Origin of the sequence: Burkholderia sp. Ac-20345, assembly GCF_017104825.1 — a bacterium.
Lineage (GTDB): Bacteria > Pseudomonadota > Gammaproteobacteria > Burkholderiales > Burkholderiaceae > Burkholderia > Burkholderia lata_B.
The window spans coordinates 13,744-31,160 of record NZ_JAAGPO010000118.1 but is presented as its reverse complement, the minus strand read 5'-3'; the positions used below and the strand labels follow the sequence as shown (position 1 = coordinate 31,160).

14 protein-coding genes and 1 pseudogene are annotated in these 17,417 nt (G+C 67.5%); 8 read left to right on the top strand and 7 right to left on the bottom strand.

Annotated features, from left to right (window positions below; translation table 11 throughout):
- Positions 1-195: pseudogene (locus G3O06_RS31590) on the bottom strand (hypothetical protein); the annotation flags it as partial.
- Between G3O06_RS31590 and glyQ the strand changes: the two are divergent.
- From glyQ to G3O06_RS31565, 5 genes are read left to right on the top strand one after another with little or no spacing between them, the layout of a single operon-like run.
- Positions 178-1,182, top strand: a complete 1,005-nt coding sequence (gene glyQ, locus G3O06_RS31585; RefSeq protein ID WP_011885965.1) for a glycine--tRNA ligase subunit alpha — start codon at positions 178-180, stop codon at positions 1,180-1,182. The pseudogene G3O06_RS31590 and the gene glyQ sit on opposite strands and share 18 nt — an antisense overlap.
- 22 nt (positions 1,183-1,204) lie before the next feature.
- Positions 1,205-3,304, top strand: a complete 2,100-nt coding sequence (glyS, locus tag G3O06_RS31580; protein ID WP_205818539.1) for a glycine--tRNA ligase subunit beta — start codon at positions 1,205-1,207, stop codon at positions 3,302-3,304.
- A 10-nt stretch (positions 3,305-3,314) separates the two neighbouring features.
- Positions 3,315-3,878, top strand: coding sequence for a D-glycero-beta-D-manno-heptose 1,7-bisphosphate 7-phosphatase (gmhB, locus tag G3O06_RS31575; protein ID WP_166963525.1), 564 nt, complete (start codon positions 3,315-3,317; stop codon positions 3,876-3,878).
- Between the two features lie 43 nt (positions 3,879-3,921).
- The gene (locus tag G3O06_RS31570) at positions 3,922-4,686 is read left to right on the top strand and encodes a lysophospholipid acyltransferase family protein (protein ID WP_085042357.1); all 765 of its coding nucleotides are present in this window, start codon (positions 3,922-3,924) and stop codon (positions 4,684-4,686) included.
- A 46-nt stretch (positions 4,687-4,732) separates the two neighbouring features.
- Positions 4,733-5,620 (top strand): SprT family zinc-dependent metalloprotease, encoded by an 888-nt coding sequence (locus G3O06_RS31565; protein WP_069747088.1) that lies wholly within the window; start codon positions 4,733-4,735, stop codon positions 5,618-5,620.
- A gap of 108 nt (positions 5,621-5,728) precedes the next feature.
- Here G3O06_RS31565 and gloA read toward each other — a convergent pair whose 3' ends face one another.
- Entirely contained in the window at positions 5,729-6,118 is a 390-nt protein-coding gene (gene gloA / locus G3O06_RS31560) for a lactoylglutathione lyase (RefSeq protein WP_174915385.1), read from the bottom strand.
- Between the two features lie 370 nt (positions 6,119-6,488).
- Between gloA and G3O06_RS31555 the strand changes: the two genes are divergently transcribed.
- Positions 6,489-7,424, top strand: a complete 936-nt coding sequence (locus G3O06_RS31555; protein ID WP_205818538.1) for a DMT family transporter — start codon at positions 6,489-6,491, stop codon at positions 7,422-7,424.
- A gap of 97 nt (positions 7,425-7,521) precedes the next feature.
- Here the strand turns inward: G3O06_RS31555 and rsmA are convergent, their stop codons facing one another.
- The 4 genes from rsmA to G3O06_RS31535 are packed head-to-tail and all read right to left on the bottom strand — an operon-like array spanning position 7,522 to position 13,170.
- Positions 7,522-8,349: a 16S rRNA (adenine(1518)-N(6)/adenine(1519)-N(6))-dimethyltransferase RsmA gene (gene rsmA / locus G3O06_RS31550; RefSeq protein ID WP_011353140.1), complete on the bottom strand. Its 828-nt coding sequence runs from the start codon at positions 8,347-8,349 to the stop codon at positions 7,522-7,524.
- A gap of 49 nt (positions 8,350-8,398) precedes the next feature.
- Positions 8,399-9,388 carry a 4-hydroxythreonine-4-phosphate dehydrogenase PdxA gene (gene pdxA, locus G3O06_RS31545; RefSeq protein ID WP_205818536.1) on the bottom strand — a complete coding sequence of 330 codons (990 nt, stop codon included), beginning with the start codon at positions 9,386-9,388 and terminating at the stop codon, positions 8,399-8,401.
- 11 nt (positions 9,389-9,399) lie between these two features.
- Positions 9,400-10,758 (bottom strand): peptidylprolyl isomerase, encoded by a 1,359-nt coding sequence (locus G3O06_RS31540; RefSeq protein ID WP_174915389.1) that lies wholly within the window; start codon positions 10,756-10,758, stop codon positions 9,400-9,402.
- Positions 10,759-10,809: 51 nt separating this feature from the next.
- Positions 10,810-13,170 carry an LPS-assembly protein LptD gene (locus G3O06_RS31535; RefSeq protein WP_174915390.1) on the bottom strand — a complete coding sequence of 787 codons (2,361 nt, stop codon included), beginning with the start codon at positions 13,168-13,170 and terminating at the stop codon, positions 10,810-10,812.
- A gap of 223 nt (positions 13,171-13,393) precedes the next feature.
- Here G3O06_RS31535 and G3O06_RS31530 point away from each other — a divergent pair, with 223 nt between their 5' ends.
- Positions 13,394-14,443 (top strand): phosphotransferase, encoded by a 1,050-nt coding sequence (locus G3O06_RS31530; RefSeq protein ID WP_205818534.1) that lies wholly within the window; start codon positions 13,394-13,396, stop codon positions 14,441-14,443.
- Positions 14,444-14,474: 31 nt separating this feature from the next.
- Positions 14,475-15,194, top strand: coding sequence for an N-acetylmuramate alpha-1-phosphate uridylyltransferase MurU (gene murU / locus G3O06_RS31525; protein ID WP_205818531.1), 720 nt, complete (start codon positions 14,475-14,477; stop codon positions 15,192-15,194).
- A gap of 196 nt (positions 15,195-15,390) precedes the next feature.
- Here the strand turns inward: murU and G3O06_RS31520 are convergent, their stop codons facing one another.
- The gene (locus tag G3O06_RS31520; RefSeq protein ID WP_174973303.1) at positions 15,391-17,262 is read right to left on the bottom strand and encodes an ABC transporter ATP-binding protein/permease; all 1,872 of its coding nucleotides are present in this window, start codon (positions 17,260-17,262) and stop codon (positions 15,391-15,393) included.
- Between the last annotated feature and the right edge of the window lie 155 nt (positions 17,263-17,417).

Sequence of the window (17,417 nt, the reverse complement as noted above, 5' to 3'; positions counted from 1 at the left end):
GTGCGAGTAGCCGTTCGCGACGCTCATCACCGTCGCTTCGACGTTCTCGGCCAGACCGTCGGCCAGCTGCGGCGCATCGGCCAGCAGCACCTTCGACACACCGGCGATCTTCGCCGCTGCGTCGGCCCCGCCCGGAGCGCCGCCCGCAACGGAGCGCCAGCGCCACGAAGGCTCTTCATGCTTACGTTTCAGCAAATCATCCTGACGCTGCAGTCCTACTGGGACAAGCAGGGTTGCGCCCTGCTCCAGCCCATCGACATGGAAGTCGGCGCAGGCACGTCGCACGTCCACACGTTCCTGCGCGCGGTTGGCCCCGAGCCGTGGCGCGCCGCGTACGTGCAGCCGTCGCGCCGCCCGAAGGACGGCCGCTACGGCGAGAACCCGAACCGCCTGCAGCACTACTACCAGTACCAGGTCGTGCTCAAGCCGGCGCCGGAAAACATCCTCGACCTGTACCTCGGCTCGCTCGAGGCGCTCGGCTTCGACCTGCAGCAGAACGACGTGCGCTTCGTCGAGGACGACTGGGAAAACCCGACGCTCGGCGCGTGGGGCCTCGGCTGGGAAGTGTGGCTGAACGGGATGGAAGTCACGCAGTTCACGTATTTCCAGCAGGTCGGCGGCCTCGACTGCAAGCCGGTGCTCGGCGAGATCACGTACGGCCTCGAGCGTCTCGCGATGTACCTGCAGAAGGTCGAGAACGTGTACGACCTCGTGTGGACCGAATGGGAAGAGCAAGGCCCGAACGGCCCCGAGCTGCGCCGCCTGTCGTACGGCGACGTCTACCACCAGAACGAGGTCGAGCAGTCGACCTACAACTTCGAGCACGCGAACGTCGACCTGCTGTTCACGTTCTTCAACAGCTACGAAGCGGAAGCGAAGAAGATGATCGACGCGCAGCTCGCGCTGCCCGCGTACGAGCTCGTGCTGAAGGCCGGCCACACGTTCAACCTGCTCGATGCCCGCGGCGCGATCTCGGTCACCGAGCGCGCGGCGTACATCGGCCGCATCCGCGCGCTGTCGCGTCTCGTCGCGCAGGCTTACTACGACTCGCGCGAGAAGCTCGGCTTCCCGATGCTCGGCAACCCGCCGGGCGTGCCGGGCCTCACCACCGACGCCCAGGACGCCGCACAGCCGGCATGGGCGCCGCCGCTCAAGGTCGAACGCAAGATCGATCAGGACTGACGAGACGAGATTCATTCCAATCATGACGCACAATCATCCCGCCCCCCTGCTCGTCGAACTGCTGACCGAAGAGCTGCCGCCGAAGGCCCTCGCGCGCCTCGGCGACGCATTCGCCGAAGGTCTTGCGCAACGCCTCGCGGCGCGCGACCTCGTCGAAGGCGAACTCGTGTTCGAACGCTACGCCACGCCGCGCCGCCTCGCCGTCGTCGTGCAGAACGTGCGCGCCGTCGCACCTGAAAAGCAGGTCCGCGAAAAGGTCCTGCCCGTGTCGGTCGCGCTCGACGCCGAAGGCAAGCCGACCGCCCCGCTCGCGAAGAAGCTCGCGGCGCTCGGCCACCCGAACCTGTCGATCGCCGATCTCGAGCGTGCACAGGACGGCAAGGCCGAAGCGTTCTTCCTCAACTATTCGGCAGCCGGCGCGACGCTCGCCGACGGCCTGCAGGCCGCGCTCGACGAAACGCTCGAGAAGCTGCCGATCCCGAAGGTGATGACCTACCAGCGCCCGGACGGCTCCGACGTGAAGTTCGTGCGCCCGGTGCATCGCCTGACGGTGCTGCATGACGATCGCATCGTGCCCGTCACCGCATTCGGCGTCGACGCCGGCGACACGACGCTCGGCCACCGCTTCCTGTCCGACGGCCTCGTCGCGATCCAGCATGCGCGCACCTACGCCGACACGCTGCGCGACAAGGGCCGCGTGATCGCGCACTTCGTCGATCGCCGCGAAACGATCCGCACGCAGCTGAACGAACACGCGAACGGCGATACCGTCGTGATGCCCGAGTCGCTGCTCGACGAAGTGACGTCGCTGGTCGAATGGCCGGTCGTCTACCCGTGCCGCTTCGAGGACGAATTCCTGCAGGTCCCGCAGGAATGCCTGATCCTCACGATGCAGACGAACCAGAAATACTTCGCGCTGACCGACATCGGCGGCAAGCTGCGCTCGCGCTTCCTGATCGTGTCGAACATCGAGACGAAGACGCCGGCCGAGATCGTCGAAGGCAACGAGCGCGTCGTGCGCCCGCGCCTCGCCGATGCGAAGTTCTTCTTCGAGCAGGACAAGAAGAAGCCGCTCGCCGACCGCGTGCCGCAGCTCGCGAACGTCGTGTATCACAACAAGCTCGGTTCGGCGCTCGCGCGCGTCGAGCGCCTCGAGGCGCTGGCCGGCGAGATCGCACCCGCGATCGGCGCCGACGCCACGCTTGCGAAGCGCGCCGCGCGTCTCGCGAAGGCCGACCTGCTGACCGACATGGTCGGCGAGTTCCCGGAACTGCAGGGCACGATGGGCACGTACTACGCGCGCCACGACGGCGAAGCCGACGACGTCGCGCTCGCGTGCGCCGAGCACTACCAGCCGCGCTTCTCCGGCGATGCACTGCCGACCACGCCCGTGTCGACCGCCGTCGCGCTTGCCGACAAACTCGAGACGATCGTCGGCATCTGGGGCATCGGCCTCGCGCCGACCGGCGAGAAGGATCCGTTCGCGCTGCGCCGCCACGCGCTCGGCGTGCTGCGCCTGCTGCTCGAAAAGCAGTTGCCGCTCGATCTCGTGTCGCTGCTGCGCACGGCCCATGCACGCTTCGAAGGCGTGCCGGGCGTCGCCGAGTCGACCGATGCGATCTTCGCGTTCTTCATGGATCGCCTGCGCGGCCTGCTGCGCGAGCGCGGCTATTCGGCCGGTGAAATCGACGCGGTGCTGAGCCTGAACCCGACGCGCGTCGACGATCTCGTCGCGCGCCTCGACGCGGTGCGCGAATTCACGCGCCTCGCGGAAGCCGAAGCGCTCGCGGCCGCGAACAAGCGGATCTCGAACATCCTGAAGAAGTCGGAAGGCGGCACGAACGGCACGGTGCAGCCGGCGCTGCTCGTCGAGGCCGCCGAGAAGGCGCTGCACGAACAGCTGGCAGCCGTGACGCCGCACGTGCAGTCGCAGCTCGAGGCGCGTGCGTACACGGGCGCGCTGTCGGCGCTCGCCGCGCTGCGCGCACCGGTCGACACGTTCTTCAACGACGTGATGGTCAACGCGGAAGATCCGGCACTGCGCGCGAACCGTCTCGCACTGCTGTCCGCGCTGCACCAGCAGATGAACTGCGTCGCCGACATCTCGAAGCTCGCCGCATAAGGGCCGCACGATGCCGACCAGCCCCAACCGAAAGCTCGTCGTCCTCGACCGGGACGGCGTGATCAACGTCGATTCGGATGCGTTCATCAAGACGCCCGACGAATGGATCGCGCTGCCCGGCGCCCTCGAGGCGATCGCCCGGCTCAACCACGCGGGTTATCGCGTGGTCGTCGCGACCAACCAGTCCGGCATCGGTCGCGGGCTGTTCGACATGGCCACGCTCAACGAGATGCATCTGAAGATGCATCGCGCGGCGGCGGCGGTCGGCGCGCGCATCGACGCGGTGTTCTTCTGCCCGCACACGGCCGAGGATCACTGCGACTGCCGCAAGCCGAAACCCGGCATGATGCAGATGATCGCCGAACGCTTCGAGATCGATCCCGATCACACGCCGGTCGTCGGCGATTCGCTGCGCGACCTGCAGGCCGGCGTCGCGGTCGGCTTCCGGCCGCACCTCGTGCTCACCGGCAAGGGCAAGAAGACGCTCGCCGCCGGCAACCTGCCGCCCGGCACGAAGGTTCACGACGACCTGCGCGCGTTTGCGCTCGATTTCCTTTCACACGAACACGAGTGATGCAGCCGCCGCGCGCATCCTCCCTAACGCCAGACTTACGCCGATGCGCTTCGTCCGCTCCCTGCTGCTGCTGATCTACTTCATCCTGTACACGGTGCCGTACGCCACCGCGTGCTTCATCGCCTTTCCGTTCATGCGCCCCGACGCGCGCTACTGGATGGCGGCCGGCTGGTGCAAGTCGACGCTGTGGGTCGTGCGTTGGCTGAACGGCATCCGCTACCGGATCGAAGGGTTCGAGAACCTGCCCGACGGCCCGGCCGTGCTGCTGTCGAAGCACCAGTCCGCATGGGAGACGCTCGCGTTTCCGGCACTGATGCCGAAGCCGCTCTGCTACGTGTTCAAGCGCGAACTGCTGTACGTGCCGTTCTTCGGCTGGGCGCTCGGGCTGCTGCACATGGTCAACATCAACCGCAAGGAAGGCAAGAATGCATTCGTGTCGGTGATCCGCCAGGGCAAGAAGCGCCTGTCGGAAGGCGCATGGATGATCATGTTCCCGGAAGGCACGCGCACGCCGGTCGGCAAGCAGGGCAAGTACAAGACGGGCGGCGCGCGCTTCGCGATCGAAACCGGCGCACCCGTCGTGCCGATCGCGCACAATGCAGGTCGGGTGTGGCCGCGCAACTCGTTCACGAAATTCCCGGGCGTCGTCACCGTGTCGATCGGCAAGCCGATTCCCAGCGAGGGGCTGACGCCCGATGCATTGAACTCGCAGGTCGAAGCATGGATCGAAGCGGAAATGCGCCGGATCGATCCGGATTCGTATCGCCAGGCGGGCAATGCCGGCACGCGCGATGCCGCGCGAGTCTGACGCCCCCAGGTTGCAGCCGTTGCGTACGACAAAAAGAAGCGAACTGATGAAACAGCGTCCGCGGCCACGGCCTGCCGTCGTGGCCCTCGATCATCGCCAGATGGACCTGCCGCTCTTCGACGGGCCGGCCGCCGCACCGTCGGCGCCCGCCACGCCGCCGGCGCCGCCCGAAGCGGCCCCCGCCGCGCCCCTCGATCCGGGCCCGGCGCCCGATCGCTCGCGCGTGCGTACGTTCGCACTCGACAGCCGCGTGCTCGAATACCGCCTGAAGCGCTCCGCGCGCCGCACGATCGGCTTCACGATCGACGGCAGCGGGCTGTCGATCACCGCGCCGCGCTGGGTCACGCTCGCCGACATCGAAGCCGCGATCTCCGAGAAACAACGCTGGATCTTCGCGAAGCTCGCGGAGTGGAAGACGCGCACCGAGCAGCGCGCGCTGCCGCAGATCGACTGGCGCGACGGCGCGCAGCTTCCGTATCTCGGCAAGACGGTGACGATCGCACTCGGCGCGGGCGCCGTCGCGTTCGATGCCGATGCGCTGCGGCTCTCGCTGCCGCTGCCCGTGCAGGCCGACATGCAGCAGATCAAGGATCGCGTGCAGGGCTGGCTGCAGGGCGAAGCAAAGCGGATCTTCGGTGAACGCCTCGCGGTCTACGCGGAGAAACTCGGCGTCACGTATTCGATGTACGCGCTGTCGTCGGCCGCGACGCGCTGGGGCAGCTGCTCGAGCGACGGGAAGATCCGGCTGAACTGGCGGCTGATCCATTTCCCGATGTCGATCGTCGACTACGTCGTCGCGCACGAGCTGTCGCACCTGCGCGAAATGAACCACAGCCCAGCCTTCTGGCAAACCGTCGAATCGATCTTCCCCGAGTTCCGCGAAGCGCGGCACACGCTCAAGCATCACCCGCCCGAGTTGCTGCCGTCACTTTGACGCGCACGGCTTCGCCGCCAACGAAAAAGGGCGATGCGGGTCACCCCGTATCGCCCTCTTTCGTTGCCGCGGCGCACATCGCACGCCGCGGCCCGGCTCATCCGGCGCTCAGTGCGCCTTTTTCTGGATGAACTCGATCTTGTAGCCGTCCGGATCCTCGACGAACGCGATCACGGTCGTACCGTGCTTCATCGGGCCCGCTTCGCGCGTGACCTTGCCGCCTTGCGCCTTGATCCTGTCGCACGCCGCGTACGCGTCGTCGACTTCCAGCGCGAGGTGGCCGAAGCCGTTGCCGAGATCGTAGGCCGGTGTATCCCAGTTGTGGGTCAGCTCGATCACGGTGTTATTGCTTTCATCGCCGTAGCCGACGAATGCGAGCGTGAACTTGCCTTCCGGATAGTCGTCGCGGCGCAGCACCTTCATGCCGAGCAATTCGGTGTAGAACTTGATCGAGCGGTCGAGATCGCCGACTCGCAGCATCGTATGCAGCAATCGCATGTGTTGTACTCCTGTGGGGACTTTCCAGAACCGGGAACTCTACCAGAGACGGGTGAACTTCGCCGGGGGAGCCAAGCCGGAGCGCCCAGCCGGGGATGCAAAGCCCGGGCGCGGCCAATGCGGCGCATCGGCACCGGCCGGCGCGAGCCCATCGACGGAAAACAGCCCGATCCGGCTCGCCCGGCTACCGCGCCGATCGGGTAACATCGTTCCACCCCGCACCAAAAACGGGCATGCACCCCACCGCCCGAACGCGACCACCCACCCATCCCTACAGCCACACTGCCGTGCGAAACCGCCGATTCGAGCGCGCCGGATGCGCCGCCCTCCCGATCCCGCAGTCGCCGTACCGAACCGGCGAGGTTCGCCGATGACTACGCTCGCCGCTGCCCCCGTGCGCCGCGCGCTCGACATGCGCGCCGTCGGCCTCATGCTGCTGCTGTGCGCGATCTGGGGCTTCCAGCAGGTCGCGATCAAGAGCACGAACGCCGCGATCGCGCCGATGTTCCAGGCCGGCCTGCGCTCGGTGATCGCGACGGTGCTGTTGTGGGGCTGGGCCCGCTCGCGCGGTACGCCGCTGTTCCAGGCGGACGGCACGTTCGGCGCGGGTCTTGCCGCCGGTGCGCTGTTCGCCGGCGAATTCATCTGCGTGTTCTTCGGGCTGACGCTGACGAGCGCATCGCACATGGCGATCTTCCTGTACACGGCACCGTGCTTCACCGCGCTCGGCCTGCACCTGTTCGCACCGGGCGAACGGTTGCAGCGCAAGCAGTGGGCCGGCGTCGGCCTGGCATTCGCCGGCATCGCGCTCGCGTTCGCGGACGGCTTCCTGAAGCCCCGCGCGCCCGGTGCATCCGTGCTGGCCGGGCTCGCCGGCGATGCGCTCGGGATACTCGGCGGCGCGATGTGGGCTGCGACGACGGTCGTCGTGCGCTCGACGGCGCTCGCGCGGGCGAGCGCGAGCAAGACGCTGTTCTACCAGCTCGCGGTATCGGCGGTCGTGCTGGTCGCGCTTGCCGCGCTGTTCGGCCAGATGTCGTTCGCGCACGTCACGCCGGTCGCGGTGGCGAGCCTCGCGTACCAGTCGGTGATCGTCGCGTTCGTCAGCTACCTGTCGTGGTTCTGGCTGCTGACGCGCTACAGCGCGTCACGGCTGTCCGTCTTCACGTTCCTGTCGCCGCTGTTCGGCGTCGCGTTCGGCGTGCTGCTGCTCGGCGAATCGGTCGGCTGGCGCTTCATGTCCGCGGCCGCGCTCGTGCTGACCGGCATCGCGCTCGTCAACGCGCCGCCGCGCCGGCGAGCATGACAACCGCGCGCAACTCGCGCGCATCCACGCAATAAAAAAGGCTGCCCCGCAGGGCAGCCTCTTCGGCACACATCCGGTCCGGCTCGCGTGACCGGCCTCAACCGGCCTTGCGCACCGCCGCGAGCGCCTGCGCGACGCCGACGTACTCGGCCACGCTCACGTCCTCCGCACGGCGCGCGAGATCGAAGCCGAGCGCGTCGAAATCGATCGTCTCGCGATAGTCGCCGAGCGTATTGCGCAGCATCTTGCGGCGCTGCGAGAACGCGGCGGTGACGACTTCGCCGAGCAGCACGGGATCGACGTCCGGCAGTTCGTGCGGCTCGTACGGAATCATCCGGACGATCGCCGAATCGACCTTCGGCGGCGGCTGGAACGATTCCGGCGGCACGTCGAGCATCTTTTCCATCACGTAGCGGTACTGCAGCATCACCGACAGACGCGAAAACGCCTTCGTGCCCGGCTCCGCGACCATCCGCTCGACGACTTCGTTCTGCAGCATGAAGTGCTGGTCGATGACCGCATCGGCGAACGTCATCAGGTGAAACAGCAGCGGGCTGGAAATGTTGTACGGCAGGTTGCCGACGATCCGCAGCGACGGCTTGTCGCCGGGCGCCGCGAGCGAACGGAAGTCGAACGCGAGCGCATCGCCTGCGTGCAGTTCGAGCAGCGCGCCGAAGCGTTGCTGCAGGCGCCCGATCAGGTCGCGGTCGAGCTCGACCGCATGCAGCGGCGACTCGGGCGTCGCGAGGCGCTCGATCAGCGGCTCGGTCAGCGCGCCGAGCCCAGGGCCGATCTCGACCATGCGCTGGCCGCGCGCGGGGCCGATCGTCGAGACGATCGAGTCGATCACGCCGTGATCGACGAGGAAGTTCTGCCCGAAGCGCTTGCGCGCGAAATGGCCTTGGTGCTGTCTGCTGTTCGACATCGACTGAGTAAAACGAAAAATACGACGAAAGAGGTGAAGCCGGGCCGCGTCAGGCCGTGCGGCGATGGCGCGCCATCGTGACGGCCGTGTCGAGCGCGGCGATCATGCTGCCCGGATCCGCGCGGCCCGTGCCGGCCAGGTCGAGCGCCGTGCCGTGATCGACCGACGTCCGGATGATCGGCAGCCCGAGCGTCACGTTGATGCCCTCGCCGAACGTCGCGTACTTCAGCACGGGCAGACCCTGGTCATGGAACATCGCGAGCACGCAATCGGCGTCGGCGAGATGGCGCGGCTGGAACAGCGTGTCGGCCGGATACGGGCCGCGCGCGTCGATGCCCTGCGCGTTCGCGCGGGCCAGCGCCGGCGAGATCACGTCGATCTCCTCGCGACCGAGATAACCGTTCTCGCCCGCGTGCGGGTTCAGGCCCGTCACGAGAATGCGCGGCGCGGCCAGACCGAAGTCGCGCCGCAGGTCGCGATCGATGATCGCGAGCGTCTCGACGAGACCGTCGATCGTCAGTGCGGCCGACACGTCCTTCAGCGGTAAATGCGTGGTAGCGAGCGCGACGCGCAGCGGCTTGTGGCCGGTACCGGCCAGCATCATCACGACACGCGGCGTATGCGTGCGCTCCGCCAGGTATTCGGTATGGCCGGTGAACGGCACGCCCGCATCGTTGATCGTGCTCTTCTGCAGCGGTGCGGTGACGATCGCGTCGTACCGGCCTGCCAGCGCGCCGTCGATCGCCGCGTCGAGCAGCCCGAGCACGTACGGGCCGTTCGCAGCGTCCAGCTTGCCCGCCTGCACCGGCGCGGCGAGCGCGTGATGCGCGACCGACACCGGCCCGCTGCCGGCGAGCGTGGCCCGATCGGCGCCGACGGCCGCCGCGCGCGCGTCGAGCAACGCCGCATCGCCGAGCACGGTGAAATGCGCGTCGGGCCAGCGCTGCGCGGCATCACGCAGCGCCTGTACGGTCAGCTCCGGGCCGACCCCCGCGGGTTCGCCGGTCGTGATCGCGATCTGCAGCGCGGGCGTGGTCATCTGAAGCTCGCTCAGTTCGCCGGGGCGACGCCGCCGATCTTGTACTGCACGTACGACGAATCGCGCAGCTCGCGCAGCCAGTCGGCATACGCCTGCTCGGCCTTGCGCTGGCCGATCGCCTGACGCGCGATGTCCATCTGCTGCTGCACCGAGCCTTCCGCTTCGCGGCGGCTCAGCACCTGGATCAGGTGGTAACCGTATTCGGTACGGATCGGCTGGCTGATCTGGCCGTCCTGCAGGTTGTTCATCGCGCGCTCGAATTCCGGCACGGTCTCGCCCGGGCTGATCCAGCCGAGATCGCCGCCTTGCGACGCCGAACCGTCCTGCGAGTAGGTGCGCGCGAACTTCGCGAAATCGCCGCCGGCCTCGACCTGGTTGCGGATGTCGGCCAGTTGCTGGCGCGCCTGGCCTTCCGACTTGCCTTCGCCCACGCGCAACAGGATGTGGCGCACGTGCGTCTGGACGATCTTGGGTGCTGCGGCGCTCGCGCCCTGGCTCTGGCGACGATCGACGAGACGTACGATCTCGAAGCCGTCCGGCACGCGGATCAGCGTCGGGTTGACCTGGCCCGGGCGCAGCTTCGATGCGGCGTCGACCACCTCGGCCGGCAGCGCGCTCGGTGCCTTGAAGCCGAGGTCGCCGCCCTTCTTCGCGTCGTTCGCTTCCGAATTGTTCTTCGCGAGCTTCTCGAAATCGGCGCCCGACTTCGCCTGCTGCAGCAACGCGTCGGCCTTCTTCTGCGCGGCTTCGATGTCGCCCTGCGGCGCGTTGGTCGGTGCCTTGACGAAGATGTGCTGGAAGCGCAGGTCCTGCTGCTGCGACGCGCTCGGCCCGCGCTGGCTCGCGATGTAGTTCGCGACCTCGGCGTCCGACACGGTGATCTTGCCGTCGACTTCGCGCTCGCGCAGCTTCGACAGCATCAGTTCGGTGCGCGCGTCGCTCGTGAAGATGCTCCAGGGCACGCCTTGCGCCTCGAGACGCGAGCGGTACTGGTCGAGCGTCATGCCGTTCGCCTGCGCGAGACGCTGCAGCGTGGACTGCACGGTCGCGTCGTCGATGCGGATCCCGTCGTCCTTGGCCTTCTGCACCTGGATACGCTCGAGCACCATCTGGTTCAGCACTTGCGCGCGCAACTGGTCGTCCGGCGGCACGGGTGCGTTCTGCTGCTGCAGCCGGCGTGCGATCAGGCCGGCGCGCTGGTCGAGTTCGCGGCCCGTGATCACGTCGTTGTTGACGACCGCGACGACTTCGTCGGCGAGCTTCGCACCTTGCGAACCGAGCGCCTGTGCCGCGGCCGGCGCGGCGGCGAGCAGCGCGGAGGCCGCAGCGAGGCTGGACACGACTGCCGCGAAACGAAGGGTTTTCTTCATTGCCACTGGAACTCCATTGAAATCGTGCTGACCGGTGCAGACAAGCCGGCGTTACTCGTAGTTGCTGAAGCGGGACATCGGCGGCGGCGGCGGCGGCAGCGGCGTGTAGCCCGGCACCCCGGCGCGGAACGCGGACACGAGGCCGTTGTCGACGGTCGACAGGCCCTTGAGCGTCAGCTGCATCATGAATCGCGTCGACGAGTTCTGCTGTCCCGACGAATTGATGCCGTTCGCAGCCCGCTGCACCCCGACCCCGAGCGCCCAGCAATCCGCGTCGTATTGTAAGCCGACCAGGCCGTCGACCACGCGATCTCCGGCGAGGTCGTAATTGAAGCGGCCGATCGCATACAGGCGGCGCGTGAGCGGCCATTGCGCGGACACCAGGAACTGGTTGATCGGCTGGTTGTCGAGCGTCGTGTTCGAGCGCGTGTACCGGTAGCCGACGTTGATCACGCGGCGCTCGCCCGGGCTGTAGCCGAAACCGACGCTCGACTTCACGAGCTGGTTGTTGTTCTGGTTGTACTGGAACGCCGTCTCCGACATGAAGCCCGAGCCGAGCTTCAGCGCGGCGCCCACGATCAGGTCCGAGTGGCGCGCCAGTACGGCGCTCTGCCCGGAATTCAGCGTGACGCGCTGATCGGCGAAGTAGTACTGCTGCGCAATTACGAAACGCGCGCGCTCGTCGCCGGTACGCGGATCGATGAAACGCGATGTCAGGCCGGCCGTGATCCGGTTCGCATCGGCGATCCGGTCGTTGCCGACGAACGTGTTCGGCTGGTAGATCTCCGCGAGGCCGAAATCCGACTCCGCGGTGTCGAACAGCGGTGCGTTCGACTGGTCGCGATACGGCGTGTACACGTAGTACAGGCGCGGCTCGAGGGTCTGGATGAAGTCCTGGCCGAACAGGCGCACCGAACGGTCGAAGATCAGGCCCGAATCGAAGCTCACGGTCGGAATCGACTCGGTGAAGCGCTTCGGGCTGTTCGGCGTGGTCGACGACAGGTAGTTCAGGTCGTACGACGCGAAGTGGTACTGGACCTTCGGCACGGCGAAGTAGCCGGGGCCGTACACGCCGTACGAGATGTACGGATTGAAGACGATCCGGTCGCCTTCGGTCGCATCGGCCGTCGTGATGCGGAACCGCGAATAGTCGGCTTCCGCGCCGAAGTCGAAGCCGCCGACGTTGTACTTCGTGTACTTCACGTTCAACTGCGGCTCGCGGCTGTAAGGCGCAATCGACGGCGGCAGCGTCTGCCAGTGCTGGTAGCGCGCGAGCACCGACCACGGGCCGTTGTTGTACGTGAGGCCTGCTTCCTGCTGGTACAGCGTCTGCGTCCCGTTGATGAACTGGTTCGCCGACCCAAGGTCTTCGGGATACGTATTGTCCGAGACCTTGTTGTAGTAGACATAGCCGCCGAAGCCGCCGCCGAAGTTCTGCTGGTGCTGCCAGTAGATCGCGTAGCGGTTGCGGTGCGCGAGCCGGTCATCCGGCAGGTAATTGGCCGTAAACGTGCCCGAATACGACGGCGACAGGTAGCGGAACGTCGCCTCGGTCATCACGCCGCGCCGCGAGATGATGCGCGGCGTGAGCGTCAGGTCGCGGTTCGGCGCAATGTTGAAGTAGTACGGCAGCGACAGTTCGAACCCGTTGCTCGAGTTCATCGCGAACGTCGGCGGCAGCAGGCCGCTGCGCCGCTCGCCCGACAGCGGGAACGTCATCCACGGGCTCGCGAAGATCGGTACGCCCTGGAAGAACAGCACGCCGTTGCGCGCGGTGCCTTCGTCGGCGCCCGTATCGAAGTCGAAGCGGCTGCCCTTGATGTACCACGCGGGGTTCGTCGAGCACTGGCACGCGGTGTAGGTGCCGTTGACGAACACCGAGCGCTCGTTGTCGACCATGTCGACGCGTTCCGCGCTGCCCGAGCCGCCCGTCATGTTGAAGTGATACTTCGGCGCCGTCATGAAGCCCTGGTTCGCCTCGATCTTCAGGTGCGCCTCGGGGCCTACAAACGACGTGCCGGAATTGTTGATCCTGACCTGGCCGTATGCATCGGCCATGTCGGTATCCTGATCGTAGTGGATCGCGTCGGCCTTCACGACGGCGTCACCGCGCCGCAGCTCGGCCGAACCCTTCGCGGCGAGATCCTGCTCGGCCGTGCCGCTCGTGTGGTCGGCGATCACGAAGGCGGCCGGCTTCGCGCCGTCCTTCAGCGGACGATCCTCGAGCTGGGGCGCGAGACGCAGATCCCACGGCGAGTCGAGCGGCTGCGGCTGCGCGGCCGCGCCCGACAGCTGCGCGTACGACACGGCCGGCACGAGGCCGGGCACGGCCAGGAGCGCGAGCGCGAGCCGCCGTTTGCGCGGCGCCCCGTCACCGGGGAAAACATTCGGGAATAGCGGTTTGGGCGGCATCTATCGTTTGGCGAATCGCCCCTTGTCAACCGCGCCGTCGCGGCACATTCGCGCGCGGCGGGCCGCACCGTCGCACCGCGACTGCGGCTGAGCGCAAACCGGGGAGGCGATCGGGTGACGGCGCGACAGGCGGCGGGCCTGCACGGCGGAAAGCTGACGCGGGGCGCGTCAAAAAAGTCGTGGGGTATTATATGGCAAGACGTTCCCCCCTCCTCCGAGTTTCATGACGCCCCCATCCGCCGCATCCCAGCCCGACGCCCGCCTCGAAGCGCTCACCGCGTGGCTGCACCCGCTCGCCGAGCGCTATGCGCTCGATCTGTCGACCCTCGCGCCCGCATCGTCGGACGCCAGTTTCCGCCGCTATTTCCGTGTCGCATCGGCCACGAGCGCCGGCGGCACGCTGATCGCCGTCGACGCGCCGCCGCCCGAGAAGTGCCGTGAATTCGTCCAGGTCGCGCAGCTGCTCGCCGCGGCCGGCGACCACGTGCCGGACGTGCTGGCCCACGATTTCGACGCGGGCTTCATGCTCGTGACCGATCTCGGCCGCACGTCGTACATCTCGGTGCTCGATCCGGCGAACCCGGCCGCCGCAAAGCCGCTGATGCACGCTGCGCTCGACGCGCTGATCGGCTTCCAGCTCACGTCGAAGCCCGACGTGCTGCCGCCGTTCGACGAGGCATTCCTGCGCCGCGAGATGGAGCTGATGCCCGAATGGTTCGTCGGCCGCCACCTCGGCAAGCCCGTCACCGACGCGATGCGCGGCACGCTCGACCGCACCTTCGCGCTGCTGGTCGCCAGCGCGCACGCGCAGCCGCAGGGTTTCATGCTGCGCGATTTCATGCCGCGCAACCTGATGGTCTGTGAGCCAAACCCGGGCATCCTCGATTTCCAGGACGCCGTCTACGGGCCGCTGACGTACGACGTCGTGTCGCTGCTGCGCGACGCCTTCATCAGCTGGGACGAGGAGTTCGAGCTCGACTGCTTCGCGTACTACTGGGAAAAGGCGAAAAAGGCCGGCCTGCCGGTCGACCCCGATTTCGGCGAGTTCTACCGCCAGCTCGAATGGATGGGGCTGCAGCGCCACATCAAGGTGCTCGGCCTGTTCGCGCGCATCAATTACCGCGACGGCAAGCCGCATTACCTGAACGACCTGCCGCGCTTCATCTCTTATGCGCGCAAGGTCGCGCTGCGCTACCGCCCGCTCGTGCCGTTCGCGAAGCTGCTCGACGAACTCGAGGGCAACGCGCCGGCCGACGTGGGCTACACGTTCTGATCGTTCCGACTCTCCTGACACCCGGCCGAACATGAGCAACACCCTGACCACGGCGATGATCTTCGCCGCCGGGCGCGGCGAACGGATGCGCCCGCTCACCGACACCCGCCCGAAGCCGCTGCTCGAAGCGGGTGGCAAGCCGCTGATCGTGTGGCAGATCGAGGCGCTTGCGCGCGCGGGCATCGAGACGATCGTGATCAACCACGCGTGGCTCGGCGAACAGATCGAGGCCGCGCTCGGCGACGGTTCGCGCTGGGGCGTGCGGCTCGCGTATTCGGCCGAGGGCAAAGCGCTGGAAACGGCGGGCGGCATCGCGCAGGCGCTGCCGCTGCTCGAGCGCGACGGGCAGCCGGCCGTGTTCGCGGCCGTCAGCGGCGACGTGTACTGCGCGTACGACTACCGGACGCTCGCGGCGCGCGCCGCCCGGATGGCCGCGCTCGAAGCACCTGCGATGCACCTCGTGATGGTGCCTAATCCGCCGTTCCACCCGGCTGGCGACTTCGCGCTCGGCAGCGACGGCCGCCTTGCGCTCGACGGCGCCGCACGCTTCACGTTCGGCAACATCGGCCTGTACGACACGCGGATGTTCCGCGATCTCGCGCCGGGGACGCGGCGCGCGCTGACGCCGTACTATCGCGCGGCAATCGAAGCCGGCCACGCGAGCGGCGAACTGTATGAAGGAATCTGGGAGAACGTCGGCACGCCCGCGCAGCTGGGCGAGCTGGATACGCGGCTGCGCGCCGCGGAGTGACCGGCTGACAGGCCGTCGGGCTGATTGATCACCTGGCCGGTTAGCCGAATGGTTGGCTAGTTGGCTGACCGGCGAACCGGCCGGGTTGGCTTGACTGTCAACAGGCCCCACGCCTGCCGGACCATCCTGCCGGCCCGGCTCCCGCCCATCAGGCACGCCCCTTCCCGCTGCGCGCCCCCGCGCGCAGCCCCGCCGCTCACGCGGCCTCGGCCTCTTCTCCGCCCGCCGCCGCGCGCTGCTGCTGCAGCGCCCACATCTGCGCATACAACCCGCCGGCGCGCACCAGTTCATCGTGCGTGCCGCGCTCGACGATCCGCCCGTGGTCCATCACGAGGATCTGCTGCGCATGCACGACCGTCGACAGCCGGTGGGCGATCACGAGCGTCGTGCGATGCCGCGCGATCTGGTCGAGCTCGTGCTGGATCGCTCGCTCCGAGCGCGAATCGAGCGCCGACGTCGCCTCGTCGAACAGCAGCACCGGCGGATCCTTCAACAGCGTGCGCGCGATCGCGACGCGCTGCTTCTCGCCGCCCGACAGCTTCAGTCCGCGCTCGCCGACCGGCGTGTCATACCCCTTCGGCAAGCTTTCGATGAAATCGTGGATGTGCGCGGCGCGCGCGGCCGCGATCACCTCGTCGCGTGTCGCGGCCGGCCGGCCGTACGCGATGTTGTAGTAGATCGAGTCGTTGAACAGCACGGTGTCCTGCGGCACGATCCCGATCGACGCGCGCAGCGAGTCCTGCTTGACGTCGCGGATGTCCTGGCCGTCGATCCGGATTGCGCCACCCGCCTGCCGGTCGAGGTCGTAGAAGCGGAACAGCAGCCGCGACAGCGTCGATTTCCCGGAGCCGCTGTGGCCGACCACCGCGGTCGTCGTGCCCGCGTCGATCGTGAACGACACGTCGTGCAGGATCGGCCGCTCCGGCTCGTACGCGAAATTCACGTGCTCGAAGCGCACCTGCGCGCCGGCGACCGCGAGCGGCCGCGCATCGGGCAGGTCGGCCACTTCCTTCGCAGCCGACAGCAGCCCGAACATCCGGTCCATGTCGGTGAGGCTCTGCTTCAGCTCGCGATAGACGACGCCGAGAAAGTTCAGCGGAATGTACAGCTGCAGCATGAACGTGTTGATCAGCACCAGATCGCCGAGCGTCAGCTTGCCGGCAAGCACGCCCTGCGTTGCGCGCCACAGGATGAACACGAGCCCCGTGCCGATGATCGCCTGCTGGCCGAAGTTCAGCACCGACAGCGAATTCTGCGAACGGATCGCGGCCTTCCGGTAGCGCTTCAGGTTCTCGTCGTAGCGCTGCGCTTCCCACTCCTCGTTGCCGAAATACTTGACCGTCTCGTAGTTGATCAGCGAATCGATCGCCCGCGAGTTCGCGCGCGAATCGAGTTCGTTCATCGTGCGGCGGAAATGCGTGCGCCAGTTGGTGACCTTCACCGTGAACACGATGTACGTGACCAGCGCCGCGAACGTCACGTACGCGTAATAGGCCTCGTACTTGACCACGAAGAAGCCGAGCACGAGCCCGACCTCGACGAGCGTCGGCAGGATGCTGTACAGCGAATACGAAATCAGCTGCTGGATGCCGCGCGTGCCGCGCTCGATATCGCGCGACATGCCGCCCGTCTGGCGCTCCAGGTGAAACCGCAGCGACAGCCCGTGCAGGTGCCGGAACACCTGCAGCGCGAGCTGGCGCACCGCGCTCTCCGTGACCTTCGAGAACAGGATCTCGCGCAGCTCGGTGAACAGTGAAGTGGACAGCCGCACGAACGCATACGCGACGACCAGCAGCCCCACGCCGCCCGCGAGCACGATGCCGGCCGACTGCTCGGCGCGGCCGAGCGCGGTGATCTGCTGGACGTAGGACAGGTGGTCGACGATGCGCTTCATCACGACCGGCACGCCGAGGTTCGCGACTTTCGCGCCGATCAGGCAGCCGAGCGCGAGCGCGACGCGCCATTTGTAGGTGGTCAGGTACGGCAGCAACGACCGGATGGTCTGCCAGTCGTTGCGGGGCCCGGTCGAAGCCGGCGCGGGCTCGCCGGAAGCAGGAAATCGGCGCATGGGGGAAGGATCGGCGGCGGTGCCGGACGCGTGTATCGGCGGCCGGCTCGCTCACTTTCTCGTACAATTTGCGAACGTTGTATTGTCGCAGAAGCCGCTTCGCGCCGCTGCCGGCGCCCTCGCCGGCCGGGCTGCGCGCGGCGGTGCATTTATTA